Source organism: Paracoccus lichenicola, from assembly GCF_009708075.1.
GTDB lineage: Bacteria > Pseudomonadota > Alphaproteobacteria > Rhodobacterales > Rhodobacteraceae > Paracoccus > Paracoccus lichenicola.
Genome location: NZ_WMBT01000001.1, coordinates 475,634 through 500,972, shown reverse-complemented (window position 1 = coordinate 500,972; position 25,339 = coordinate 475,634). Strand labels below are relative to the sequence as shown.

Here is a 25,339-nt window from a genome sequence, read left to right as displayed (position 1 = left end):
ACTTGCGTGAAGAAGAAATCCTAGCCGCGCAGGCCGGTCTTTTTCAGCAGGCCCTTGCGCTTGGCCTCGTAGTAATAGCCGCGCGAATACCACATGACCGTGCGGTCCGGGTCGCCATCGGCCACCATCCAGGCGCCGCGCAGGTATTTCACGCCGTAGCGCAGGTTCGTGTCGGCATCGAGCAGGCTGGCGGCAGGTCCGCGATGGCCCATGGTGCGGGCCGTCTGCGGGTTCAGTTGCATCAGGCCGTAATGAGGGCCGTTGCGCAGGCCGGGATTGTGCCGCGATTCCCGCAGGATGATCCGCTGCACGATGGCGGGCGGCACGTCGTAATGGTCCGCCCAGAAGTTGATGCGCGCGCGCAACTGCGGCGTCTCGTTCGGGTAAAGCCCGTTCCGGCTGAGACCTGCCGGCATCTGCTGGCCGCCCCCGCCGCCGCAGGCGGCAAGGGCAAGCGTGGCAAGGATCAGGCCGCGGCGGCCAAGGTCAGACATGGATCGCGCCGTCCCCGCAGGCCAGCGCGGCCTCGCGCACCGCTTCCGAGGTCGTGGGATGCGCGTGGCAGGTCAGCGCCAGATCCTGCGCGGCGGCGCCGAATTCCATGGCCACGCAAACCTCGTGGATCATCTCGCCCGCGTTGGGACCGATGATGTGGCAGCCGAGGATCCGGTCGGTGTCCGCGTCCGCGATCAGCTTGACGAAGCCGTCCGCCTGCATCACCGCCTTGGCCCGCGCGTTGCCCATGAAGGGGAACTTGCCGACCTTGATCTTGCGGCCGGCGGCCTTGGCGGCTTCCTCGGTCAGGCCCACGGCGGCGACCTCGGGGGTGGTGTAGATCACGCCGGGGATCACGTCGTAATTGACGTGCCCGTGCTTGCCCGCGATCACCTCGGCAACCGCCATCCCCTCGTCCTCGGCCTTGTGGGCCAGCATCGGGCCGGGGGCCGCGTCGCCGATGGCATAGATGCCGGGGACGGATGTCTGCCAATGCCCGTCCACCTTGACATAGCCTCGGTCGGTCATCTGAACGCCCAAGCTGTCCAGGCCCAGGCCGTCGGCATAGGGGCGGCGGCCGGTGGCGACCAGAACCACTTCGGCCTCCAGCGCCTGTTCGCTGTTGTCCTTGCGCAGGGTGTAGCTGACCTTGGCCGCGCCGTCCGTGGTTTCCACGCCCGACACCGCCGCGCCCAGGACGAATTTCAGGCCCTGCTTGGTCAGGATCTTCTGGAATTGCTTTTGCACCTCGCCGTCCATGCCGGGGGTGATGGCGTCCAGGTATTCGACGACCGTGACCTGCGTGCCCAGGCGGGCATAGACGGAACCCAGTTCAAGCCCGATCACGCCCGCGCCGATCACGACCATGGATGCGGGGATCTTCGGCAGGGCTAGGACGCCGGTCGAATCCACCACGATGCCCGCCTCGTTGTCCACCGTCACGCCCTTCAGTGCGGACGACACCGATCCCGTGGCGATCACGACGGTCTTCGCCTCGTGCGTCGTGTCGCCGACCTTGACCTTGCCCGGGGCTTCGATCACCGCCCAGCCTTTCAGCCAGTCGATCTTGTTCTTCTTGAACAGGAACTCGATGCCCTTGGTGTTGCCCGCGACGGTTTCCGCCTTGTAGGCCTGCATCTTCTGCCAGTCGATTTCGACATGGCCGACGTTCAGGCCCATCTTCGCGAAATTCTCGTGCGTCTCGTGCGCCATGTGGCTGGCGTGCAGCAGCGCCTTGGACGGGATGCAGCCCACGTTCAGGCAGGTGCCGCCCAGCGTCTCGCGCCCCTCGACGCAGGCGACCTTGAGGCCCAGCTGGGCCGCGCGGATGGCGCAGACATAGCCGCCCGGCCCCGCGCCGATCACGATCAGGTCATAGGTGGACATGGCTTGTTCCTTCTTGTCCCTCGGGGCCGCGGGTCAGACCAGCGCGGCCAGTATCATCAACATCGTCGCCGCGAAGCCCACGGCCCAGATGGCCGAGCGCCAGGGCACCCAGCCAAAGACATAGGCGGGCACATAAAGGATCCGCGCGGCAAGATAAATCCAGGCGCAGGCGCCGGTCACGCCGCTGGCCTGCCCGCCCAGCGTCACCACCACGACGGCCAGCGTGAACAGGATCAGCCCCTCGAAATGGTTGTTCAGCGCCCGTTGCAGCCGGCCCGCGGTGCCCTTCAGCGGGGGAACATTGTCGCGCGGACCCATGGCGACCTTGGGACCGACCTGAAGGTTGGCGGTGATGGAAAAGGCCGCGAACTGGACGGCCTGCAACAGGCCCGCAAGCGCCAGGACGGTCAGTTCGGTGGTCATCATGCGGTTTCGACAAAATGATGGCTGGCGGCAGTCACCCCGGCCTGGCTGTTGAACACCCCGGCCGCGCCTTCGAGATAAGCCCGTGCAGCCCTGGCGTCGCTGACGCTGAACAGCGCCCAGGCCGAGCCGGCGTTCTCTCGCCACAGCTGCAGCAGGGACAGGCCATTGGCGCCGCGATCCTCGGCATCGGCGTCGAAGGCTGCCTTGAAGGCGGGATAGTCGTTCACGCTGTAATGGGCGATCAGTTGCATGGCCTGTCCTTTCCGAAAGGATGGCACCGCCGTGCGGGCGGCGGTGCCGGCGATCCTACAAATCCATCAGCAGGCGGCGCGGGTCCTCCAGCGCCTCCTTGACGCGCACGAGGAAGGTCACCGCGCCCTTGCCGTCCACGATCCGGTGGTCATAGGACAGCGCCAGATACATCATCGGGCGGATGACGATCTGCCCGCCCACGACCATCGGGCGGTCTTGGATCTTGTGCATCCCCAGGATCCCCGACTGCGGCGGGTTCAGGATGGGCGAGGACATCAAGGATCCGTAAACCCCGCCGTTCGAGATGGTGAAGGTGCCGCCCTGCATTTCCTGCATGGTCAGCTTGCCGTCGCGGCCCTTGGCGCCCAGTTCGGCGATTTCCTTCTCGATCGCGGCAAAGCCCTTTTGGTCGGCATCGCGCACGACCGGGACGACCAAGCCGGAGGGCGTGCCCACGGCCACGCCCATGTTGACATAGTTCTTGTACACCACGTCGGTGCCGTCGATTTCCGCGTTGACCTCGGGCACCTCTTTCAGGGCATGGCAGCAGGCCTTCACGAAGAAGGACATGAAGCCCAGCTTGACCTTGTGCTTCTTCTCGAAGGCGTCCTTGTATTCGTTGCGCAGACCCATGATGCCGGACATGTCGGCCTCGTTATAGGTCGTCAGCATCGCCGCCGTGTTCTGCGCGTCCTTCAGGCGCCGCGCGATGGTCTGGCGCAGGCGGGTCATCTTGACGCGCTCCTCGCGGGCGGCGTCCTGGGCCGGGCGGGTGGCTGCGGGGGTCGGGGCGGGGGCGGGCTTCGGCGCGGGCTGCGCGCGGGCCACGTCCTCCTTCATCACGCGGCCGTCGCGGCCCGAACCCGTCACCTGGTCGCGGCTGACGCCCTTTTCGGCCATGGCCTTGCGGGCCGAGGGCGCGTCCTCGACATCCGTGCGCAGCTTCTGGTCCTCGGGACCGGCGCCGGGCGATCCGACCTGGCCCGCCGTGACGCCATCCTCTCCGCCCGAGGCCGAGCCGACCGGGGTCTCGGCGTTGCCATAGGCGCCCTTGTGATCGGCCGCGCCGCTGGCGGGCTGCGCGGGCGAGGAACCCGCCGTGCCGGCAGCGCCCTCGACGATGATCGCAAGGCGCGCCTTGGCGTCCACGGTCGCGCCTTCCTCGGCCAGGATATCGGCCAGGACGCCCGCGGCAGGACTGGGCACCTCGACCGAGACCTTGTCGGTTTCCAGCTCGCACAGCATCTCGTCCACGGCCACGCTGTCGCCCGGCTTCTTGAACCAGGTGGCGACGGTCGCCTCGGTCACGCTTTCGCCAAGCGCGGGCACCATCACGTCCACGGATTTGCCGCTCATGTTCTTCTGTCCTTCCGGGGTCTTCTGGGCCGACGGGGGCGCGGCCTGCGGTTGTTCTTTGGGGGTATCAACGCCGGCCTCGGTGATCTGGGCCAGCAGGGCGTCGGGACCGACCGTCTCGCCTTCCAGGGCGACGATCTGGGCCAGGGTGCCCGCCGCGGGGCTTGGCACCTCGACCGTGACCTTGTCGGTTTCCAGCTCGCACAGCATCTCGTCCACCGCGACCGCGTCACCCGGTTTCTTGAACCAGGTGGCGACGGTCGCTTCGGTGACGGATTCGCCCAGGGGCGGCACGCGGACTTCGGTGGGCATCGACTTATCCTTCAAGCGACAAGGCCTCGTTCACCAGCGCCTCCTGTTCGGCCTTGTGGCGCGATCCAAGGCCCGTGGCGACCGACGCGGCGGCATTGCGGCCGACATAGCGGGCGCGATTGTGGCGCGCGCCCAGCCGGTCCAGCGACCATTCCAGGTAAGGCTCGACAAAGCTCCACCCGCCCTGGTTCTTGGGTTCCTCCTGGCACCAGATGATTTCCGCGTCCTTGAAGCGGGCCAGTTCCCTGACCATCGACTGCGCCGGGAAGGGATAGAACTGTTCCAGGCGCATCAGGTAGATGTCGTCGATCCCGGCCTCGTCCCGCGCCTTCAGCAGGTCGTAATACACCTTGCCCGAACAGATCACCACGCGGCGGATGCGGTGGTCGGGGACCAGCGTGATCTCGGAGGCGCCGCGCTGCGCATCGTCCCACAGCACGCGGTGGAAGGTCGAACCGGTCTGGAAATCCTCGGCCTTGCTGACGGCGCGCGGATGGCGCAGCAGCGATTTCGGCGTCATCAGCACCAGCGGCTTGCGGAACCGGCGGTGCATCTGGCGGCGCAGGATGTGGAAATAGTTGGCGGGCGTCGTGCAGTTGGCGACGATCCAGTTGTCCTCGGCGCACATCTGCAAAAAGCGTTCCAGGCGGGCCGAGCTATGCTCCGGTCCCTGGCCCTCGAACCCGTGGGGCAGCAGCATCACCAGGCCCGACATGCGCAGCCATTTCTTCTCGCCGGACGAGATGAACTGGTCGAACATGATCTGCGCGCCGTTGGCAAAGTCGCCGAACTGGGCTTCCCACAGCACCAGGGCATTGGGTTCGGCCAGCGAATAGCCGTATTCAAAGCCCAGCACCGCGTATTCCGACAGCATCGAATCGATGACCTCGTAATGCGCCTGGCCTTCCGCGATGTGGTTCAGGGGGTAATAGCGATCCTCGGTCTTCTGGTCGATGAAGGCCGAATGACGCTGGCTGAAGGTGCCGCGCGTGCTGTCCTGGCCCGCCAGGCGCACCGTCTTGCCCTCTACCAGCAGCGAGCCGAAGGCCAGCGCCTCGCCCGTGGCCCAGTCGAAGCCCTCGCCCGTCTCGAACATCTGGCGCTTGGCGTCCAGAAGGCGGCCCACGGTCTTGTGCAGGGTGTGGCCTTCGGGAACCGTGGTCAGCGCGCGGCCGATCTGGGCCATCACCGACGGCTCGATCCCGGTTTCGCCGGACACGTATTCGGCGCCCTCGCGGTCCAGGCCCGACCACTTGCCGTCCAGCCAGTCGGCCTTGTTCGGCTTGAAGGCCTTGCCCACCTCAAACTCCTCGTTCAGGTGGTTCTGGAAGGCGGCCTTCATGTCCTCGATCTCGCCCTCGGGGATCAGGCCGTCGGCGACCAGGCGTTCGGTGTAAAGTTGCAGCGTGGTCTTGTGGCCCTTGATGCGGTTGTACATCGCCGGGTTGGTGAACATCGGCTCGTCGCCTTCGTTGTGACCGAAGCGGCGATAGCAGAAGATGTCCAGCACCACGTCCTTGTGGAACTTCTGGCGGAACTCGGTCGCGACCTTGGCGGCATGGACCACGGCCTCAGGGTCGTCGCCGTTCACGTGGAAGATCGGCGCCTCGACCATCAGGGCGATGTCGGTCGGATAGGGCGAGGTGCGGCTGAAATGCGGCGCGGTGGTGAAGCCGATCTGGTTGTTCACCACAATATGGATGCAGCCGCCGGTGCGATGGCCGCGGATCCCCGACAGTTGCAGGCATTCGGCCACGACGCCTTGGCCCGCGAAGGCCGCGTCGCCATGCAGCAGGATCGGCAGGACCGAGGTCCGGTCATGCGTGTCGCCCAGTTGGTCGGATTTCGCCCGCGCCTTGCCCAGCACGACCGGGTTCACGGCCTCGAGATGCGAGGGGTTGGCGGTCAGCGACAGGTGGACGGAATTGCCGTCGAATTCCCGGTCGCTGGACGCGCCCAGGTGGTATTTCACGTCGCCGGATCCGTCCACGTCCTCGGGCTTGAAGCTGCCGCCCTGGAATTCGTGGAAGATCGCGCGATAGGGTTTCGACAGCACGTTGGCCAGCACCGACAACCGGCCCCGGTGCGGCATCCCGATGACGATTTCCCTGATCCCCAAGGCGCCGCCGCGCTTGATGATCTGTTCCATCGCCGGGATCAGCGCCTCGCCCCCGTCAAGGCCGAACCGCTTGGTGCCCATGTATTTCACGTGCAGGAACTTCTCGAATCCCTCGGCCTCGACCAGCTTGTTCAGGATGGCGCGGCGGCCTTCGCGGGTGAACTGGATTTCCTTGCCGTACCCCTCGATCCGTTCCTTCAGCCAACCGGCTTCCTCGGGGTTGGAAATATGCATGAACTGGATCGCGAAGGTGCCGCAATAGGTCCGCTGCATCAGGTCGGTGATCTGGCGGATGGATGCGATCTCCAGCCCCAGCACGTTGTCGATGAAGATCGGCCGGTCCATGTCGCCGGGACCGAAGCCATAGGTTTCGGGGTTCAGCTCGCCATGGTCGGGCACGTCGCGCAAGCCAAGGGGATCCAGGTTCGCGTGCAGGTGGCCCCGGATGCGATAGGCCCGGATCAGCATCAGCGCACGGATCGAATCCAGCACCGCCTGGCGCATCTTCTCCTCGGTCAGGCTGACGCCCTTTTCCTCGGCCTTGGCGGCGATCTTCTTCATCGCGGCGGCGGCCTCGGTCTTGGACGCCATCGGCCATTCGCCGGTCAGGGCGGCGGTGTTCTCGTCCGAGGGAACCGGCGGCCAGTCGGCGCGCTTCCAGCTGGCGCCGCTGGCCTCGCGCGCGGCGTCCTCTCCGGCATCGCCCAGGCTGCGGAAGAAGGCGTCCCATGCGGCATCGAACGCGCCCGGGTTCTGCGCCCACTGGCCATAGAGCTGTTCGATATAGGCGGCGTTGTGACCCTGCAGGAAGGACGAGTCGTGGAAGTCGGCGTTGTTGGGTTGGTCGGTCATGGGATCTCGCGTCCTTGACGCAATGGGGGATGGGTGCGGCGTCAGGCGGCGCTGCAGGTGACGATCATCATCTGGACGCCGGGCATGGCGCTGCCCGCGCCCGGCTTGTTGGTGCGGCTGTCTTCCAGGCCGCGGCCCGCCCCGCGGCAAAGCTGCGCGGGCGCGGCGTCGATCTTCGCGGCGTCGGTCTGGGCGGGGCGGAACAGCACGGTGAAGCGGCTGTCGGCATCGCCCGTCACGGAAATCAGCGAGGCCTGGTGCAGCCCGGTGCGGCCATCGACCGGCCCGCTGGGGGCGGCAGGGGCGGCGGGCGCGGCAACGGGCGGTGCTGTGGGCGCCACCGGCGCGACCACGCGCGGCGCGACAGGGACCGGGACCGGCGGGGCGGCAGGGACCTGCGGCGCGGGGGCCGCGACGGGTGCCATGCAGCCCGTCAGCGCGCAGACGGCAAGAAGGGCCGACAGGCGGGACAGGGTCACGATGGGGGTGGGTGGTGTTCTGGATGTCATGACCGCCTCAGGCACAGATGATGTCGATGATGGCCGCGCCGGGATCGGCCGTGGGATCGAGGCGCGGCAAACGCTCGATCCGGGCGACGCGCCGCCGCTCCAGCCCGCAAAGCGCGCGGGCCGCGCCCTGGTCGGCGCCCACAGGCGCGCCGGCCGGGTGATAGATCAGCCGCCAGCCGAAATCCCGCCGGGCCACGGTGCGGACCGACTCGGGGGGCAGGGTGCTGGCCTGGTGCAGGTCCGTCATGGCGGGGATGCCGCCGCGCAGGATGTCGTCGGTGGGCGCGCGCCCGCAGGCGGTCAGCGCCATCAGGGACACCAGCGACAAGGGCGCGATGCAGCGGCGGACGCGGGCGGAAACCCGGTCCGTCGGAAAGCTTGCGGCGCGTTGCGGCTGGTTCACGTCATTCCCCTGGTCTTGCCAGTGCCCCCATAGGTAGGCCGGGGGCACGGCTTTTCAAATGCGTCACGAACAGGTGACGGTCATGCGCTGCACGCCGCTGCCGAATTGCGGCGCCGTGGTGTCCACCGGAGTCGCGCTGAACACGGTCGATGCGGTGTTGGCGCAGATCGTGCGCGGCGCATCCGCCAGTTGTTCGGCGGTGACGCCTTCCTCGCGATAGAAGACCACATACTGGTTGTCGGTGCGCGTCACGCCCAGGACCGCATCGGCGGGCAGGCCGGTCGCCGCCCCCAACGCCTGGGTATCGACCGGGCTGGTCGTGACGGTGGTTTCCACGCGCGTGATCGGTTCGGGCGCGCAGGCCCCCAGCACGACAGTCGAGGCGATGATGGTCGCGGAAAGCATCTTCATCTTCATTCTCCTGTGGTTACAGAGCGTTCGCTCTCGCTGGGGAAACGCGCGCGCCTTGGGCCGGGTTCAGTGTCAGCCCTTGATGGCCTTCAGCACGGCCTCTCCCAATCCCGCCGGGCTGTCGGCCACGACGATGCCCGCGCGCTTCATCGCCTCGATCTTGGACTCCGCGTCGCCCTTGCCGCCCGAGACGATGGCCCCCGCATGGCCCATCCGCCGGCCCGGAGGGGCGGTGCGGCCCGCGATGAAGCCTGCGGTGGGCTTCCAGACGCCCTTCTTCTTCTGCTCGGCCAGGAACTCGGCCGCTTCTTCCTCGGCCGAACCGCCGATCTCGCCGATCATGATGATGGATTCGGTCTCGGGGTCGTCCAGGAACATGCGCAGCACGTCGATATGCTCCATCCCCTTGATCGGGTCGCCGCCGATGCCCACCGCGCTGGACTGGCCCAAGCCCACGTCCGAGGTCTGCTTGACCGCCTCATAGGTCAGCGTCCCGGACCGGCTGACCACGCCGACCGAGCCGCGGCGGAAGATGCTGCCCGGCATGATGCCGATCTTGCATTCGTCGGGCGTCATGATGCCGGGGCAGTTCGGCCCGATCAGGCGCGAGTTCGACCCCTGCAAGGCGCGCTTGACGCGCATCATGTCCAGCACCGGAATGCCTTCGGTGATGCAGACGATCAGCGGGATTTCCGCGTCGATGGCTTCCAGGATCGAATCCGCCGCGAAGGGGGGCGGCACATAGATCGCGCTGGCATTGGCCCCGGTTTTCGCCACGGCCTCGTGGACCGAGTTGAAGACTGGCAGGCCCAGATGCTCGCTGCCGCCCTTGCCGGGCGTCACGCCGCCGGCCATCCGCGTGCCATAGGCGATCGCCTGTTCGGTGTGGAAGGTGCCCTGGGATCCGGTGATCCCCTGGCAAATGACTTTGGTGTCTTTGTTGACGAGAACGGCCATAAAGCGGCTACTCCTTGGAAATTGCATCTAGCCTGCGCGCAAGGCGCGGCATCGGATATAAGCAAGACGGGCGGCCAGTGCGGGCCAGATCCCCAGGATGGGCAAAAGGAACGGTGCCGCATGGCGCCGTGTGGGCAAGGGAAGATCGGGATAGCGGCCGATAAGGGCCAGGAACCAGAGCAGCAGGACGGTCAATGCAAGCAGCAGCGAAAGCAGGCGCACGGCGTTCCAGCGACCCAGCAGCGCCGGAATGGCGATAACCATCCCGGTTGCGAAGATCGACAGCGCCGACCAGACCGCAAGCACCACGAAAGCCCACAGGCTCAACATCAGGATATCGGCCATTTGGGATCCGCACCCCCGCCCCGGTCACACGATTACCCCTTCACCGCCTTCACGATCTTCTCCGCCGCGTCCGACAGGTCGTCCGCCGCGATCACGTTCAGGCCGGACTTCGCGATGATGTCCTTGCCCAGATCCACGTTCGTGCCCTCAAGCCGCACGACCAGCGGAACCTGCAACCCGACCTCCTTCACCGCGGCGATGATGCCTTCCGCGATGATGTCGCAGCGCATGATGCCGCCGAAGATGTTGACCAGGATGCCTTTGACGTTCGGATCCGAGGTGATGATCTTGAAGGCTTCCGTCACCTTTTCCTTGGTCGCGCCGCCGCCCACGTCCAGGAAGTTCGCGGGTTCCGCGCCGTAAAGCTTGATGATGTCCATCGTGGCCATCGCCAGGCCCGCGCCGTTCACCATGCAGCCGATCTCGCCATCCAGGGCGATATAGTTTAGGTCGAACTTCGACGCGGCCAGTTCCTTGGGGTCTTCTTCGGTTTCGTCGCGCAGGGCCATGATGTCGGGCTGACGATAGAGCGCGTTGTTGTCGAAGCCCATCTTCGCGTCCAGGCACTTGATCTGGCCTTCGGGGGTGACGATCAGGGGGTTGATCTCCAGCATCTCCATGTCGCGCTCGATGAACATGCGATACAGGTTTTTCACCAGCGCCACGCATTGCTTGACCTGGCTACCCTCCAGGCCCAGGGCGAAGGCCACGCGGCGGCCGTGGAAATCGGACAGGCCGGATGCGGGATCGACGCTGAAGTTGACGATCTTTTCGGGCGTGTGGGCGGCCACTTCCTCGATGTCCATGCCGCCTTCGGTCGAGGCGACGAAGCTGACGCGAGAGGTCTGGCGGTCCACCAGCAGGGCCAGATACAGTTCGCGCGCGATGTCGGAACCGTCCTCGATATAGATGCGGTTGACCTGCTTGCCCGACGGGCCGGTCTGGTGGGTGACAAGGGTGCGGCCCAGCATCTGGCGGGTCAGTTCCTCGGCTTCCTCGACCGACTTGGCCAGGCGGACGCCGCCCTTTTCACCGGCCTCGGCCTCCTTGAAGCTGCCCTTGCCGCGGCCGCCGGCATGGATCTGGGCCTTGACCACCCACAGAGGGCCGTCCATCTCGCTGGCGCAGGTCTTGGCCTCGTCCGCCTTCATCACGATCCGGCCGTCGCTGACCGGCGCGCCGTACTGACGCAGCAGCGCCTTGGCCTGGTATTCGTGGATATTCATCCTGACCCCCTTTTTCGGTTCGACAGATTTGCCGGGGGTCTTGCCACAACCGCAAGCAGCCGGGAAACGATTTTCCCGTAAAATGCCGGAAAGCCGCAAGAAGTCGCGGATTGTGATCACGGCTGGAAATGCCGTGATCACAAAGCCGGAAACGACAGGATTCGCTTAACGATCAGCCTGCCACGCGGGAACACTCGAAGCTGTCGCCGGTGCTTTGGGACAGCCAGACGATCCGGTTGTCGTTCTGCGACTGCACCTGGATCACCGCGCCGTCGGCCAGCGTCATGGTCGTCACGCGGTTCTGGGTCGAGAAGCTGCGGATCCTGATCGGGGCCGCGTCGTTCGAGGGCAGATAGGATGTGGGCGTAAAGGTCATGGTCGTGATGCCGCAATCCCAGCTGCCCATGAAGGGCAGTTGATCCGTGGGGCGGGGGGATGTGGGCGGGGCCTGGCAGGCGGTCAGCAGCAGCAGGGGCAAAAGGGCAGCAGGCAGGACGGTCCGGTTCATGGTCGCCTCCGGTTCATGGAACGGGGCGATGATAAAACGAAAGCCGAAAAACGCATAACATCAAATGCAAAGGCGCGCCCCGGGGGACGCGCCTTGCCATTCTGCGGGACGGATCAGGCCAGCGAGGCGTCAATGCCCTTGCAGGCCTCGACCAGGCCCTTCACCGCATCGACCGACTTGGTGAACATCGCCTGTTCGTCGCCGTCCAGGGTGATGTCGATGACCTTTTCCACGCCGCCCGCGCCGATCACGGTGGGCACGCCCACATACATGCCGTTCAGGCCATAGGCGCCGTCCACATAGGCCGCGCAGGGCAGGACGCGCTTCTGGTCCTTGAGATAGGCTTCCGCCATCTCGATCGCGCTGGTCGCGGGGGCATAGAAGGCGCTGCCGGTCTTCAGCAGCCCGACGATTTCCGCGCCGCCGTCCCGGGTGCGCTGCACGATCTGGTCCAGCTTGTCCTGCGTGGTCCAGCCCATCTTGACCAGATCGGGCAGCGGGATGCCCCCCACGGTCGAATAACGCACCAGCGGCACCATGGTGTCGCCATGGCCGCCCAGCACGAAGGCGGTCACGTCCTTCATCGAGACGCCGAATTCCAGCGACAGGAAGTGGCGGAAGCGCGCCGAGTCCAGCACGCCCGCCATGCCGCAGACCTTTTCGTGCGGCAGGCCGGAAAACTCGCGCAGCGCCCAGACCATCGCGTCCAGCGGGTTGGTGATGCAGATGACGAAGGCGTCGGGCGCGTGCCTGGCGATGCCCTCGCCCACCGACTTCATGACCTTGAGGTTGATGCCCAGAAGGTCGTCGCGGCTCATCCCGGGCTTGCGCGGCACGCCGGCGGTGACGATGCAGACATCGGCGCCCGCGATGTCGGCGTAATCGTTTGTGCCTTTCAGCGCGGCGTCAAAGCCCTCGGACGGGCCGGATTCGGCGATGTCCAGTGCCTTGCCCTGGGGCGTGCCCTCGGCGATGTCGAACAGGACAACGTCGCCCAGTTCCTTCATCGCGGCCAGATGCGCCAGCGTGCCGCCGATCTGCCCCGCACCGATCAGTGCGATTTTGGGTCGGGCCATGGATAACCTCCGATCAATGGGATGATTGTTGCGGGGTTGGTTACGGGGTCGCGGATGAAATCGCAAGCCACTGTTGGCGCTGACACTTGCCAAAGGCGGCAGGGGGACGCATTCCTGCCGGACGGACAGGGGGTGGCGATGCCGGATTTGACCGTTTGGGGATGGGTTCTGGCGGCGATCGCGGCGGCCTCGGTCGGGGTGGCCAAGGGCGGGCTGGCGATGGTGGGGATGATCTCGGTTCCGGTGCTGTCGCTGGTCATGTCGCCGGTCCAGGCGGCGGGGCTGATGCTGCCCATCTACGTGGTGTCCGACATCGGCGGGCTGATCGCCTTTCGCCGTCATTTCGACATGCGGGTGCTGGCGACCGCGCTGCCCGGCGCCATTGCCGGGATCGGCATCGGCTGGGCCGGGGCGCATGTGGTGCCGGCGGAGGGCGTGACCTTCATCGTCGGCGCGGTCGGGCTGATCTTCGCGCTGAACGCGCTGATGCGGCCTCAGCTGTCGGGCGGGCAACGCCAGCCCTCGGCCGCGCGCGGGACGTTCTGGGGGGTGCTGTCGGGATACACCAGCTTCGTCAGCCATGCCGGCGCGCCGCCGTGGCAGGTTTACGTGCAGCCGCTGCGGCTATCCGCGCTGACCTATGCCGGAACGACGACCTGGTTCTTTGCCGTCTGCAACTGGGTCAAGCTGGTCCCCTATGCCGCGCTTGGGCAGTTGTCGCCCGGCAACCTGAAGGCCGCCGCCGTGCTGATGCCGGTCGCGCTGGTGGCGGTCTGGGCCGGGCTGCGGCTGGTCAGGATCATCCCCGAGGCGCTGTTCTACAAGCTGATCACCTGGGGCCTGCTGGCCGTGTCGCTGCGGCTGATCTGGCAGGCCGTGGCGTGACGCCGCAGCGCAGCAATTTTGCGCTTGCCAAATCTGACATCAGCGGGCAGCGTCACGCAAGATTGTTGCGAGGAGGATCTGATGGCGCGCCCTTATCGTTCGGTTCTGTATATCCCTGCCGCCAATGCGCGGGCGATGGAAAAGGCGCAGACGCTGCCCGCCGACGCGATCATCTTCGATCTGGAGGATGCGGTGGCGCCGGGCGAAAAGGTCGCCGCGCGCGATGCCCTGGCGGCGGCGCTGGCAAATGATTACGGCGCTCGGGCAAGGATCGTGCGGATCAACGGGCTGGCGACCGAATGGGGCGCGGAGGATGCGCGGTTCTGCGCGACCCTGCCCGCGGATGCCGTGCTGATCCCCAAGGTGGACAGCGCCGCCGCCCTGGACCAGGTGGCCGCGCTGATCCCTGACACGCCCCTGTGGGCGATGATGGAAACGCCGCTGGGGATGCTGAACGCTGCCGCCATCGCCGCCCATCCCCGGCTGGAGGGGATGGTGATGGGCACCAACGACCTGGCCAAGGAACTCAACAGCCGCTTCCGCCCTGACCGGCTGCCGATGCAGGCGGGGCTTGGCCTGTGCCTGCTGGCCGCCAAGGCTTACGGCAAGGTGATCGTGGACGGCGTGTTCAACGCCTTCAAGGACGAAGACGGCTTGCGCGCCGAATGCGAACAGGGCCGCGACATGGGCTTTGACGGCAAGACGCTGATCCACCCCGCCCAGCTTGCCGTTGCCAACGCGGCCTTCGCGCCGACCGAGGCCGAGATCGACCTCGCCCGCCGCCAGATCGACGCCTTCCAGGCCGCCGCCGCCGAGGGCAAGGGCGTGGCCGTCGTGGACGGCAAGATCGTGGAAAACCTGCATGTCGAGACCGCGCGCAAGACGCTGGACCGGGCCAAGGCGATTGCGGCGGTGGCCGGATAAGGGCAGGGTGCCGCCCATGACATCCAGCGAAAGGAAAGCCAGATGGTTCTGCTGATTTCGGGCGTGGCCCTGTGGTGGGCGGCGCATCTGTTCAAGCGCGTGGCCCCTGGACCCCGCGCCGCCCTGGGCGACAAGGGCAAGGGGCTGGTCGCGGTCCTGCTGATCGTCTCGGTGTTCCTGATGGCGCGGGGCTATGGGCAGGCCGACGGCCCGTTCTGGTGGGGACCGTCGCCCGCGCTTGTGGGCATCAACAACCTGCTGGTTCTGCTGGCCTTTTACCTTTACGCCGCCGACGGCATGGGCACGCGCGTCACGGCCTGGATCCATCATCCGCAGCTGACCGGGTTTTCGCTGTGGGCCTTTGCCCACCTGCTGACGAACGGCGACCTGCCGTCGTTCATCCTGTTCGGCGGGCTGCTGGCCTGGGCGCTGGTCGAGATCGTGTTGCTGAACCGCGCCGGCGCCTGGAAACGGCGGACCGGCCCGTTCCCCGTCCGCAAGGAAATCATGGCCGCCGCGGGCGCGGTCGTCGTCACCCTGGTCGTGGGCCTGATCCACGGCTGGATCGGACCCTGGCCCTTCGGAGGCTGACGTGACCACCCTTTACCGCTGCATCACCGAGGACGACACCTCGCAGTTCTGCCACCGCGTCAGCGAGGCGCTGTCCAAGGGCTGGTCCCTGCACGGCAGCCCCTCGATGGCCTTTGATCCCGTCAAGGGCGTGATGCGGATGGGCCAGGCCGTCACCAAGCAGATCGAGGCCGACTATCATCCCGACATGAAGCTGGGGCAACAATGACCAAGACCGATCCGGGCCGCTTCTTCGAGGATTACCGCCTGGGCCAGGTGATCCGCCACGCCGTTCCCCGCACCGTGGCCGAGGGGGAAAGGGCGCTTTATCACGCGCTTTATCCCGCGCGCCATGCGCTGTATTCCAGCGACGAATTCGCGACGAACTGCGGGCTGGAGGGCAGTCCGATGGACGACCTGCTGGCCTTTCATGTCGTGTTCGGCAAGACGGTGCCGGATGTCAGCCTGAACGCGGTGGCGAACCTGGGCTATGCGCAGGGCCGCTGGCTGGCGCCGGTCTGGCCGGGCGACACGCTGCGGTCGGAATCGCAGGTGATCGGGCTGAAGCAGAACTCGAACGGCACGTCGGGCGTGGTCTGGGTGCGCACCCAGGGGCTGAACCAGATGGACGAGCCGGTGCTGGATTACGTCCGCTGGGTGATGGTGCGCAAGCGCGACGCGGACGCGCCCGCGCCGGAAACCGTGGTGCCGGATCTGGCCCCGGTCGTGGCACCCGGCGATCTGGTGATCCCCGAAGGGCTGGATTTCTCGGACTACGACTTCGACCTGGCGGGCGAGCCGCATCGCTGGGGCGATTACCAGATCGGCGAGAAGATCGACCATGTGGACGGCGTGACCATCGAGGAAGCCGAGCACATGCTGGCGACCCGCCTGTGGCAGAACACCGCCAAGGTCCATTTCGACGCCACCAACCGCGACGATGGGCGGCGGCTGATCTATGGCGGGCATGTCATCAGCATGGCCCGCGCGCTGTCCTTCAACGGGCTTGCCAACGCGCAGATGATCGTCGCGCTGAATGCGGGCGCCCATGCCAACCCGTGCTTCGCGGGCGACACCGTGCGCGCCTGGTCCGAGGTTCTGGACAAGGCGGACACGGACGCGCCGGGCGTGGGCGCGATCCGGCTGCGGCTGGTCGCGACCAAGGGCGACAGCGCGGCCTTGGCCTTGAAGGACAACGAAGGCCGCTACCTGCCCGAGGTACTGCTGGATCTGGACTGCTGGGCGCTGATGCCGGAGTGACCCCCGAGTCGCCCTCTCGCATCCGCAGCATGGGTTGTGATCACGGCTTTGCAGGTCGTGATCACAAAGTCTGCGTTGGGCGGAAAATCCGCCGGAACTCTGTTGTATGCCGATGACAGAGGAAACAAATCACGACAGTAACGCGTCAATCGCCAGCCCGCGAGGCCAGCCGTGCCTGCGCCGGGTCGAGCCAACCGTTTGAAGGAGCGCCGCATCATGGCCGATGTGAACCGGGGCAACCGGCCGCTTTCCCCCCATATGCAAGTCTATCGCCTGCCCATGGCGGCCGTGACCTCGATCATGACGCGGATCACGGGGCACGCGCTTGTCGCGGGCATCCTGCTGCTGGTCTGGTGGCTGGTGGCCGCCGTCAGCGGGCCGCGCGCCTTTGCCGCCGCCGACTGGGTGGTGCGGTCCTGGATCGGCTTCATCGTGCTGACCGGATCGGCCTGGGCGCTGTGGTTCCACACGCTGGCGGGCATCCGGCACCTGTTCTACGACGCGGGCCAGTTGCTGCGGATCGAGGAGGCCGAGCGTGCAAGCTGGGCCATCATCATCGGGTCCGTGGTGCTGACGCTGCTGTCCCTGATCCTGTTCTTCTTCGCATAAGGGCAAGGCAACCATGCGCTATATCACCCCCCGCAAGGCGGCCATGGGCCTGGGTTCCGCCCACAGCGGTACCGCCGACCACTGGTTCCTGACCGTCACGTCCTGCGCCCTCGTGCTGCTGGTCCCGGCCTTCATGCTGGTGATCGCCAACGCGATCGGCCTGCCGCATCCCGAACTGGTGGCCTATTTCGGCCGTCCCTATCCGGCGCTGATCACGGCGCTGTTCATCGTCGTGGGCATGGCCCATTTCATCCGGGGCACCCGGATCATGATCGACGACTATTTCCAACACACGGCGCGCAAGGTGGCGATCATCGTCTCGGTGGTCTTTTCCTGGGCGGTCATCGCGGCGGCAATCTTTGCCCTGGCCAAGATGACCCTTGTCACCGTCGCGATCTGAGGGGCATCATGGCAGCTTACGACATTCATACGCATGATTACGACGTGGTCGTGGTGGGCGCGGGCGGTGCGGGCCTGCGCGCGACGCTGGGCATGGCCGAACAGGGGCTGCGCACGGCCTGCGTGACCAAGGTGTTCCCCACGCGGTCGCACACCGTCGCGGCGCAGGGCGGCATCGCGGCGTCGCTGTCGAACATGGGACCGGACAGCTGGCAATGGCACATGTACGACACCGTCAAGGGGTCCGACTGGCTGGGCGACACCGACGCCATGGAATACCTGGCGCGCGAAGCGCCCAAGGCCGTCTATGAGCTGGAACATTACGGCGTGCCGTTTTCCCGGACCGAGGAAGGCAAGATCTACCAGCGGCCCTTCGGCGGCCACACCACCGAATACGGCGAAGGCCCCCCCGTGCAGCGCACCTGCGCCGCCGCCGACCGCACCGGCCACGCGATCCTGCACACGCTTTACGGCCAGTCGCTGAAGAACAACGCGGAATTCTTCATCGAATACTTCGCCATCGACCTGATCGTCACGGACGGCGCCTGCACCGGCGTCGTCTGCTGGAAGCTGGACGATGGCACGATCCATGTCTTCAACGCCAAGATGGTGGTGCTGGCGACCGGCGGCTATGGCCGCGCCTATTTCAGCGCGACAAGCGCCCATACCTGCACCGGCGACGGCGGCGGCATGGTGGCGCGCGCGGGCCTGCCTTTGCAGGACATGGAATTCGTGCAGTTCCACCCGACCGGCATCTACGGCTCGGGCTGCCTGATCACCGAGGGCGCGCGGGGCGAGGGGGGCTATCTGACGAACTCCGAAGGCGAGCGGTTCATGGAACGCTACGCGCCCACCTACAAGGATCTGGCGTCGCGTGACGTGGTGTCCCGCTGCATCACCATCGAGATCCGCGAAGGCCGCGGGGTGGGTCCCGACAAGGACCACATGTATCTGAACCTGATGCATCTGCCGCCCGAGGCCCTGGCCGAACGGCTGCCCGGCATCAGCGAATCGGCCAAGATCTTTGCAGGCGTCGATGTGACCAAGCAGCCGATCCCGATCCTGCCCACGGTCCATTACAACATGGGCGGCATCCCCACGAACTATTGGGGCGAGGTTCTGGCGCCCACTACTGATGACCCCGACGCGATCTTTCCCGGCCTTATGGCCGTGGGCGAGGCGGGCTGCGCGTCCGTCCATGGCGCGAACCGGCTGGGGTCGAACAGCCTGATCGACCTTGTGGTGTTCGGCCGCGCCGCCGCGATCCGCGCAGGCCAGGTGATCGACCGCGAAGGGCATATCCCCGAAACGAACCAGGCCCAGGTGGACAAGGCGCTGTCCCGTTTCGACGGCTTGCGCCATGCCAACGGCACGATGGGCACGGCGGAACTGCGGCTGGAGATGCAGCGCACCATGCAGGCCGACGCGGCGGTGTTCCGCACCGACAAGACTCTGGCCGAGGGCGCCGAGAAGATGACCGCCATCGCGTCCAAGATGGACGACATCCGCGTCACCGACCGGGGCCTGATCTGGAACAGCGACCTGATGGAAACGCTGGAGCTGACCAACCTGATGCCGAACGCCCTGGCGACCATCGTCGCGGCCGAGGCGAGGAAGGAAAGCCGGGGCGCCCATGCCCACGAGGACTGGCCCGAGCGGGACGACGCCAACTGGCGCAAGCACTCGCTTGCATGGGTGGACGGAAACGCGGTTAAACTGGATTACCGCCCCGTTCATCTGGACCCCCTGACGACGGAAGCAGATGGCGGGATCGACCTGAAGAAGATTGCTCCGAAAAAGAGGGTTTACTGATGCGTTTCCAGACTTTCGCCGCCCTTGGCCTTGCCGCCGCCACGCTGGCGGGCTGCGTGGCGCCCGTGCCGCCTGCGACGACCGTCACCACCCCGCCCGCCGTCGTCACCGCGCCGACGGTGCTGGACGCGGCCTCGCGACAGGTGGCCCGGACGGTGATCAACGCGGAAATGGAAAAGCGCCTGCCCGGCGCCAATGTCGCGCCCTATACCGATTGCGTGGTCAACAACGCCACCACGGCGGAACTGATCGACATCGCCCAGGCCTCGCGCGCAGGCGTGACGGGCACGGCGGACAGCGTGGCGGCGATCGTCTCGCGGCCCGCCACCACGCAGTGCATCGCCGCTGCGGCACGCACGGCGTGACATGATGCGCGCGCGGGCGGGAGTGATGGTCGCGATACCGCTGCTGGCGGCCTTGTCCGCCTGCGGCCCGGTGCCGGTCGAGCAGGCCGAAGTGACCTGCCTGCGCGACGCCGAACTGGCCGTGCGCCCGCGCACCAATGTCGCGGTGGGCATCGGCACCGGCTTTGACGGCGACACGCGCGGCTTCGGCAGCGTGTCGGTGGATCTGTCGGGCGATTACCTGATGGGGCGCGATCCCGCGCAGGTTTATGACCGCTGCGTGCAGCGCCGGTCGGGCCAGCCGCCGCGCCGCCCGCTGGCGGACCAGCCGGGCTGGACGGGCTGAACCATGGCGGGCACGGGACGGAAAGGGCAGGGGGCGCGGCGCCTGATCGTTCATCTGGGCGTTCAGAAGACCGGCAGCACCTCGATCCAGCGGCATCTGCGCCGCAATGCCGACGCGCTGTCCGGGCATCTGGTCGTCCGCACGCCCGAGGAGGGATCGCCCATGCGCCCCCTGGGCCGGGCGGCCATCGGCTTCAGCCTGAACCCGTCGGACGACGGGGCCAAGGCCCTGCGGCTGGCCTTTCGCGAGGTGCTGGACACGCTGCCTGCGAACGACATTCCCGCCTTGATCAGCCACGAGAACCTGGCGGGCGCCATGCCCGGCAATGGTGGCGAGACGCGGCTTTATCCGGCCCTGCCGCAGATCGCCGCGCTGCTGCTGGCCGAGGCGCGCGATTTCGCCCCGGACTTCGTGATCTACACCCGCAACCAGAAGTCGTGGCGCCCCTCGGTCTGGGCGCAGGCGGTGCGGACCGACGGTTATCAGCGCAGCCTGCTTGAATTCGAGGCCGAGACTGCCGATCTTCCAGGCTGGGGCGACCTGATCCGCCGCCTGGGGACCGAGGTCGGCGGGCGCCTGACCCGCTTCAAGCTGGAGGACGAGGCCGACCCCCTGCGTCCCGGCCGCCAGCTTCTGCGCCATGCCGGTCTGGACGACGCGCGGATCGACGCGCTGGAGCCGCTGGACGGGCCGACCAACGGCCGCCTGAGCGAGGGCGCCACCGAATTCCTGCGCAGGCTGAACGGCCTTGCGCTTCATCCCCATGCGCGTGGCCGGATCGCCGACCTTGTGGCGCGCAACGAACATCTGTTCACGGCCACCGCGCCGTCCGAAGGCACTTCCTGAGAGGAGCACCCAATGGTCCAGTTCACCCTGCCCAAGAACAGCCAGATCCGGGTCGGCAAGACCTGGCCCCGCCCCGAGGGCGCGGCCAACGTCCGCAAGTTCACGATCTATCGCTGGGATCCGAACACCGGCGAAAACCCGCGCCTGGACACCTATTTCGTCGACACCGACAAATGCGGGCCGATGATCCTGGACGCGCTGATCAAGATCAAGAACGACATCGACCCGACGCTGTCCTTCCGCCGGTCCTGCCGTGAGGGGATCTGCGGATCCTGCGCGATGAACATCGACGGTGGCAACCACCTGGCCTGCATCTACGGCATCGACGAGGTGAAGGGCGACATTTCCATCTATCCCCTGCCGCACATGCCGGTGGTCAAGGATCTGGTCCCGGATCTGACGCATTTCTATGCCCAGCACGCTTCGGTGAACCCCTACCTGATCACCAAGTCGCCCACGCCCGGCAAGGAATGGAAGCAGTCCATCGAGGACCGCAAGAAGCTGGACGGGCTTTACGAGTGCATCCTCTGCGCCTCCTGTTCCACCGCCTGCCCGTCCTATTGGTGGAACGGCGACCGTTACCTTGGCCCCGCCGCGCTGTTGAATGCCTATCGCTGGATTATCGACAGCCGCGACGAGGCGACGGGCGAGCGGCTGGACGAGTTGGAGGATCCCTTCAAGCTCTATCGCTGCCACACGATCATGAACTGCACCAACACCTGCCCCAAGGGGCTGAACCCGGCCAAGGCGATCGCGTCGATCAAGCACATGATGGTTGACCGGATGGTGTGATTTTGCGTCCCGCGACAGCCGGGGGCCAGCCCCCGGACCCCGGGATATTTGTGCAAAGGTGAAAAGGGCTGGAGGGTTGTCCTCTGGCCCTTTCGCCTGCGCTTCGCGCGTTCGTCACTGAAAAAGGTTCACTGGACCTTTTTCCGGGCGTTCCTCAGCCTTCGACCTTGGTGAAATCCGCGATCTGCTGGCCTGCGGCGCGGATGCGGTGCAGCAGGTTCAGGCGGTTGCGGCGCACGATTTGGTGGTCGGTGTTGACCTGCACCGTGTCGAAGAAGGCGTCGATGGGGGAGCGCAGGCGCGCGATGGCGGTCATGGCGGCGGGGAAGTCTTCCGCCGCGATGGCCTGCTTGATCGCGGGTTCCGCGGTGTCGAGGGCGGCGAACAGGGCGCGTTCCTCCTTGGTTTCCGCGAACTTCACGTCCGCGCCGAAGCTGTATTCGACGCCGTCCTTGTCCTCGGCCTGCGCCAGGATGTTCCCGGCGCGCTTGAGGCCCTGGGTCAGGTTCCGGCCATCCTCGGTTTGCAGCATGGCGTTCAGCGCGGTGGCGCGACGCGCGACCAGCACGAGGTCGTCGTTGCCGAGCTGCGCCAGCACGGCGTCGATGATGTCGTGGCGGATGCCCTGGTCGCGGAGATGGACCTTGAGGCGGTCGTGGAGGAAGGAGAGGAGGTCGGCAGGAGCCGCAGCAAGGCGTGCAAGCACGTTGTCACGATGTGCAACTGCTTCTTCAGCCTCGGCCTTCAGCGTCATAAGTTCGGCTTCAGCATCGCTTCGCGAAGCCAACCCGGAGCCAAGAAGCGTGGGATGCCAGTTCAGATCTGCAAGTTTGCGTTCTAAGGAATCAACCTTGGCGCTTTCATTCTGACCAAGGGTTTGCGCAGGTGGAATAAACTCTCGCAAAATGGTTTGCTCAACTACCTCTTTCGTCGAAAGTCTAACTTTATTTCCCAGCACCAGCCGAATAACCCCCAATGCCGCCCGACGCAGCGCATAGGGATCCTTCGACCCTGTGGGCTTCTCATCAATTGCCCAAAACCCCGTCAGCGTATCGATCTTGTCAGCCAAAGCCACTGCCACCGACACCGGCGCAGTCGGCACATCATCCGACGGGCCAAGCGGCGAGTAGTGGTCGCGGGCGGCGTCGGCCACAGCCTCGGGTTGGCCTGCGGCAAGCGCGTAATATCGGCCCATGGTGCCTTGCAGTTCGGGGAACTCGCCCACCATGGCGCTGCGCAGGTCCAGTTTCGCCAAGCGCGCGGCCTGTTCGGCCTGGTCCGCATCGGCGCCGACCAGAGGCGCGATCTCTCGCGCCAAGGCGGCGATGCGCTCGATCCGGTCAGCCTGGCTGCCCAGCTTGTTGTGGAACGTCACCGATTTCAGACCTTCGGCCCAAGCCCCCATCCCCGCCTTCGCCTCGCGCAGGTCGTTTTCCCAGAAGAACGCCGCGTCCGACAGGCGCGCTGCCAGAACCCGCTGGTTCCCGGCCAGGATCGTCGCGCCGTCGTCCGGGGTCTCGATGTTGGCGACGGTGACGAAGCCTTCGATGCGGCCGGTCTTGGGGTTTCGGGCCGAGAAGAACTTCTGGTGTTCCTTCATCGAGGTTTGCAGGACCTCGGGCGGCAGGTCCAGGAAACGCTGCTCGATCACGCCCATCAGGGGGACGGGCCATTCGACGAGGCCGGCGACCTCGGACAGCAGGGTGTCGTCGGGGACGATCTGCCAGCCGCGCGCGAAGGCGAGGTTTTCGGCGCCCTGGCGGATGGCTTCCTCGCGCTCGTGGCTGTCGAGAATCACATGGGCGCGGCGGAGTTTCGCGGCATAGTCGTCAAAGCCCGTGACGGTGAAGGCGTCGGGGGACAGGAAGCGGTGGCCGCGCGTGGTGTTGCCCGCCGCGATGCCCTCGACGGTCAGGGGGACGACGGTGGCGCCCGCCTCGTCCGACAGCAGGCAGAGGATGGAGTGCAGCGGGCGCACCCAGCGGAGCGACCCCGCGCCCCACCGCATCGACTTGGGCCAGGGGAAGTTGCGGATGGTGGCGTCCAGCACCTCGGCCACGATCTCGGCGGCCGGGCGGCCGGGATACTCAAAACCAGCAAATAGGAAGCGCTTTCCTTTTTGCTCCCCTACTCTCACAAGTACATAGTCGCTAGTTAAAACATTTCCGTCTCGTAGTGATTGGATCCGCTCAGCATACCATTTCGGCTCTGCTTCAAATCCTGCGCCACGTAGAAATCCGATAATTGCTTCGTCTCTGCCGTCAATCGGCGGCCCCTTTTTTTCCTCTCGGAGAACTGCACTCTGTGCCGTTAGTCCCTCGATTGCCAGGGTCAGGCGGCGGGGGGTGCTGAAGGCACCGGCGGACGCATAGGTCAGTCCGGCGTTCACCAGGCCGTCGGTCACAAGCTTCTTCAGATCCTCGCGGGCGCGGGCCTGCATCCGGGCGGGGATTTCCTCGGAGAACAGTTCGATCAGCAAGTCGGGCATCAGTCCATCACTCCGCGTTCCGGGGTCTTGTCGTTGTATTGGTGCCAGCCATAGACGCGGCCGTCGGGATAGATCGCCAGCACGCGGTCCACGTCGGGGCGGATCTCGGCCTGGCCCAGGACGGCGCGCGCCGCGCCCGAGGCGAGATCCGTTGTCAACTGCCCGTGGTCGAAGCAGTCGAACCAGCCGGGCGCGCCCAAGGGCGTCGCGCCGTCGAAGGGGACGGGGTCGGCGGGCTGTTCGGACAGCACCGCGCAGGCCCGCCAGCGCAGGGGCGAGCTGTCGGCGTCGATGCCCTGGAAGTCGGTCACCGGGACCGTGGCGGGGCCGGCGGCGGTCTGCACGATCATCGTGTCAGTGGCGGGGATGCGGTCGTAGAAATGGTATTCCTGCAGATACCACATGCCGCCGCCCGCGACCGCGCCGATGACCAGCAACCCGATGCCGACGATCTTGCCGTTCATGCCTGGGCCGCGTCCGTGGTCACGAACAGGTCGGCGCAGGCTTTCGCCAGCGCGCGCACCCGGCCGATATAGGCCTGCCGTTCCGTGACCGAGATCACCCCGCGCGCGTCCAGCAGGTTGAAGATGTGGCTGGCCTTGATCGCCTGGTCATAGGCCGGGTGCGCCATGGGGATCGTGCGGCCCGCGCCGTCCACCGGGTCGGCGGACAGGATGCGGGCGCATTCGGCCTCGGCGTCCTTGAAGTGCTGGAACAGGGTGTCGGTGTCGGCCACGTCGAAGTTCCAGCGGGAATATTCGCGCTCGGTCTGGCGGAAGATGTCGCCATAGGTCAGCGGGATCGGTGCCTCGGGGTCGTTGAAGGGCATGTCCATCACATGTTCCACCCCCAGGACATACATCGCCAGACGCTCCAGCCCATAGGTCAGCTCGCCCGACACCGGGCGGCAGTCGTGGCCGCCGACCTGCTGGAAATAGGTGAACTGGCTGACCTCCATCCCGTCGCACCAGACCTCCCACCCAAGGCCCCATGCGCCGAGGGTCGGGGACTCCCAGTCGTCCTCGACGAAGCGGACATCGTGGATCATGGGGTCCAGGCCGATGGCACGCAGGCTGCCCAGATACAGATCCTGCAGGTTCGCGGGGCTTGGCTTGATGATCACCTGATACTGGTAATAATGCTGCAGGCGGTTGGGGTTCTCGCCATAGCGCCCGTCGGTCGGGCGGCGCGAGGGCTGGACATAGGCGGCAGCCCAGGACCGCCCGCCCAGGGCGCGCAGCGTGGTGGCGGGGTGAAAGGTGCCCGCGCCGACCTCCATGTCATAGGGTTGCAGGACGGCGCAGCCCTGGGCGGCCCAGTAATTCTGCAACCGCAGGATGATTTCCTGGAAGCTGCGGGGTCGGTTGGGGCTGGTCATCGGGGCCGTCCTTTGCATAGATCAGCACATGCTTGCGCGCCTTCTAGGCGGGG

General features: G+C 66.4%; 29 protein-coding genes. 12 read left to right on the top strand and 17 right to left on the bottom strand.

Translation table 11 applies throughout. The features are described from left to right. Nucleotides 1–20 precede the first annotated feature (20 nt). The 14 genes from GIY56_RS02500 to mdh form a co-directional block, all read right to left on the bottom strand. On the bottom strand, nt 21–494 hold the full coding sequence (locus GIY56_RS02500; protein WP_154763224.1) for a lytic transglycosylase domain-containing protein: 474 nt from the start codon (nt 492–494) through the stop codon (nt 21–23). Continuing rightward, nucleotides 487–1,881 carry a dihydrolipoyl dehydrogenase gene (lpdA, locus tag GIY56_RS02495; protein WP_154763223.1) on the bottom strand — a complete coding sequence of 465 codons (1,395 nt, stop codon included), beginning with the start codon at nt 1,879–1,881 and terminating at the stop codon, nt 487–489. Before lpdA ends, GIY56_RS02500 begins: the two co-directional genes overlap by 8 nt. Before the next feature lie 33 nt (nt 1,882–1,914). Next, nucleotides 1,915–2,304 carry an MAPEG family protein gene (locus tag GIY56_RS02490; protein WP_154763222.1) on the bottom strand — a complete coding sequence of 130 codons (390 nt, stop codon included), beginning with the start codon at nt 2,302–2,304 and terminating at the stop codon, nt 1,915–1,917. Beyond that, nucleotides 2,304–2,558, bottom strand: a complete 255-nt coding sequence (locus GIY56_RS02485; protein WP_154763221.1) for a hypothetical protein — start codon at nt 2,556–2,558, stop codon at nt 2,304–2,306. Before GIY56_RS02485 ends, GIY56_RS02490 begins: the two co-directional genes overlap by 1 nt. Nucleotides 2,559–2,613: 55 nt before the next feature. Beyond that, on the bottom strand, nt 2,614–4,227 hold the full coding sequence (odhB, locus tag GIY56_RS02480; RefSeq protein ID WP_154763220.1) for a 2-oxoglutarate dehydrogenase complex dihydrolipoyllysine-residue succinyltransferase: 1,614 nt from the start codon (nt 4,225–4,227) through the stop codon (nt 2,614–2,616). Nucleotides 4,228–4,231: 4 nt separating this feature from the next. Further along, on the bottom strand, nt 4,232–7,198 hold the full coding sequence (locus GIY56_RS02475; RefSeq protein ID WP_154763219.1) for a 2-oxoglutarate dehydrogenase E1 component: 2,967 nt from the start codon (nt 7,196–7,198) through the stop codon (nt 4,232–4,234). A gap of 41 nt (nt 7,199–7,239) precedes the next feature. Further along, on the bottom strand, nt 7,240–7,677 hold the full coding sequence (locus GIY56_RS02470) for a hypothetical protein (protein WP_196053520.1): 438 nt from the start codon (nt 7,675–7,677) through the stop codon (nt 7,240–7,242). Nucleotides 7,678–7,714: 37 nt separating this feature from the next. After that, entirely contained in the window at nt 7,715–8,110 is a 396-nt protein-coding gene (locus GIY56_RS02465; RefSeq protein ID WP_154763217.1) for a hypothetical protein, read from the bottom strand. Between the two features lie 63 nt (nt 8,111–8,173). Continuing rightward, on the bottom strand, nt 8,174–8,521 hold the full coding sequence (locus tag GIY56_RS02460) for a hypothetical protein (protein WP_154763216.1): 348 nt from the start codon (nt 8,519–8,521) through the stop codon (nt 8,174–8,176). A 72-nt stretch (nt 8,522–8,593) separates the two neighbouring features. Then, a complete protein-coding gene (gene sucD / locus GIY56_RS02455; RefSeq protein WP_154763215.1) occupies nt 8,594–9,478 on the bottom strand; it encodes a succinate--CoA ligase subunit alpha in 885 nt (294 codons plus the stop codon). A gap of 27 nt (nt 9,479–9,505) precedes the next feature. Next, on the bottom strand, nt 9,506–9,823 hold the full coding sequence (locus tag GIY56_RS02450) for a hypothetical protein (protein ID WP_154763214.1): 318 nt from the start codon (nt 9,821–9,823) through the stop codon (nt 9,506–9,508). A 32-nt stretch (nt 9,824–9,855) separates the two neighbouring features. Further along, nucleotides 9,856–11,049, bottom strand: coding sequence for an ADP-forming succinate--CoA ligase subunit beta (sucC, locus tag GIY56_RS02445; protein ID WP_154763213.1), 1,194 nt, complete (start codon nt 11,047–11,049; stop codon nt 9,856–9,858). A gap of 172 nt (nt 11,050–11,221) precedes the next feature. Then, nucleotides 11,222–11,557 carry a hypothetical protein gene (locus GIY56_RS02440; protein ID WP_154763212.1) on the bottom strand — a complete coding sequence of 112 codons (336 nt, stop codon included), beginning with the start codon at nt 11,555–11,557 and terminating at the stop codon, nt 11,222–11,224. A gap of 113 nt (nt 11,558–11,670) precedes the next feature. Next, complete coding sequence (gene mdh, locus GIY56_RS02435) at nt 11,671–12,633, bottom strand: malate dehydrogenase (RefSeq protein WP_154763211.1); 963 nt, start codon at nt 12,631–12,633, stop codon at nt 11,671–11,673. A 138-nt stretch (nt 12,634–12,771) separates the two neighbouring features. Between mdh and GIY56_RS02430 the strand changes: the two genes are divergently transcribed. The 12 genes from GIY56_RS02430 to GIY56_RS02375 all read left to right on the top strand — a co-directional run bounded on the left by GIY56_RS02430 (nt 12,772) and on the right by GIY56_RS02375 (nt 21,420). Next, the gene (locus GIY56_RS02430; RefSeq protein ID WP_328288410.1) at nt 12,772–13,518 is read left to right on the top strand and encodes a sulfite exporter TauE/SafE family protein; all 747 of its coding nucleotides are present in this window, start codon (nt 12,772–12,774) and stop codon (nt 13,516–13,518) included. Between the two features lie 81 nt (nt 13,519–13,599). After that, complete coding sequence (locus GIY56_RS02425) at nt 13,600–14,442, top strand: HpcH/HpaI aldolase/citrate lyase family protein (protein ID WP_154763210.1); 843 nt, start codon at nt 13,600–13,602, stop codon at nt 14,440–14,442. A gap of 42 nt (nt 14,443–14,484) precedes the next feature. Beyond that, nucleotides 14,485–15,033, top strand: coding sequence for an NnrU family protein (locus tag GIY56_RS02420; RefSeq protein WP_154763209.1), 549 nt, complete (start codon nt 14,485–14,487; stop codon nt 15,031–15,033). Nucleotide 15,034: 1 nt separating this feature from the next. Further along, nucleotides 15,035–15,241 (top strand): DUF1737 domain-containing protein, encoded by a 207-nt coding sequence (locus GIY56_RS02415; RefSeq protein ID WP_328288409.1) that lies wholly within the window; start codon nt 15,035–15,037, stop codon nt 15,239–15,241. Continuing rightward, complete coding sequence (locus GIY56_RS02410) at nt 15,238–16,272, top strand: MaoC family dehydratase (RefSeq protein ID WP_154763208.1); 1,035 nt, start codon at nt 15,238–15,240, stop codon at nt 16,270–16,272. The genes GIY56_RS02415 and GIY56_RS02410 overlap by 4 nt, the downstream gene beginning before the upstream one ends. Nucleotides 16,273–16,488: 216 nt before the next feature. Next, on the top strand, nt 16,489–16,881 hold the full coding sequence (sdhC, locus tag GIY56_RS02405; RefSeq protein ID WP_154763207.1) for a succinate dehydrogenase, cytochrome b556 subunit: 393 nt from the start codon (nt 16,489–16,491) through the stop codon (nt 16,879–16,881). 13 nt (nt 16,882–16,894) lie between these two features. Then, complete coding sequence (locus GIY56_RS02400) at nt 16,895–17,281, top strand: succinate dehydrogenase, hydrophobic membrane anchor protein (RefSeq protein ID WP_154763206.1); 387 nt, start codon at nt 16,895–16,897, stop codon at nt 17,279–17,281. Nucleotides 17,282–17,289: 8 nt separating this feature from the next. Next, nucleotides 17,290–19,092 carry a succinate dehydrogenase flavoprotein subunit gene (gene sdhA, locus GIY56_RS02395; RefSeq protein ID WP_154763205.1) on the top strand — a complete coding sequence of 601 codons (1,803 nt, stop codon included), beginning with the start codon at nt 17,290–17,292 and terminating at the stop codon, nt 19,090–19,092. Then, nucleotides 19,092–19,457 (top strand): hypothetical protein, encoded by a 366-nt coding sequence (locus GIY56_RS02390; RefSeq protein WP_196053519.1) that lies wholly within the window; start codon nt 19,092–19,094, stop codon nt 19,455–19,457. The genes sdhA and GIY56_RS02390 overlap by 1 nt, the downstream gene beginning before the upstream one ends. A 25-nt stretch (nt 19,458–19,482) precedes the next feature. After that, nucleotides 19,483–19,782, top strand: a complete 300-nt coding sequence (locus tag GIY56_RS02385) for a hypothetical protein (protein WP_230312225.1) — start codon at nt 19,483–19,485, stop codon at nt 19,780–19,782. 3 nt (nt 19,783–19,785) lie between these two features. After that, nucleotides 19,786–20,628, top strand: coding sequence for a hypothetical protein (locus GIY56_RS02380; RefSeq protein ID WP_154763204.1), 843 nt, complete (start codon nt 19,786–19,788; stop codon nt 20,626–20,628). A gap of 12 nt (nt 20,629–20,640) precedes the next feature. Beyond that, nucleotides 20,641–21,420 carry a succinate dehydrogenase iron-sulfur subunit gene (locus tag GIY56_RS02375; protein ID WP_154763203.1) on the top strand — a complete coding sequence of 260 codons (780 nt, stop codon included), beginning with the start codon at nt 20,641–20,643 and terminating at the stop codon, nt 21,418–21,420. Between the two features lie 154 nt (nt 21,421–21,574). On the opposite strand, the gene glyS is transcribed toward GIY56_RS02375, so the two are convergent. From glyS to GIY56_RS02360, 3 genes are read right to left on the bottom strand one after another with little or no spacing between them, the layout of a single operon-like run. Then, complete coding sequence (gene glyS / locus GIY56_RS02370; RefSeq protein ID WP_154763202.1) at nt 21,575–23,908, bottom strand: glycine--tRNA ligase subunit beta; 2,334 nt, start codon at nt 23,906–23,908, stop codon at nt 21,575–21,577. Further along, a complete protein-coding gene (locus GIY56_RS02365; protein ID WP_154763201.1) occupies nt 23,908–24,372 on the bottom strand; it encodes a DUF6446 family protein in 465 nt (154 codons plus the stop codon). Before GIY56_RS02365 ends, glyS begins: the two co-directional genes overlap by 1 nt. Further along, on the bottom strand, nt 24,369–25,286 hold the full coding sequence (locus GIY56_RS02360; protein WP_154763200.1) for a glycine--tRNA ligase subunit alpha: 918 nt from the start codon (nt 25,284–25,286) through the stop codon (nt 24,369–24,371). The genes GIY56_RS02365 and GIY56_RS02360 overlap by 4 nt, the downstream gene beginning before the upstream one ends. Nucleotides 25,287–25,339 lie beyond the last annotated feature (53 nt).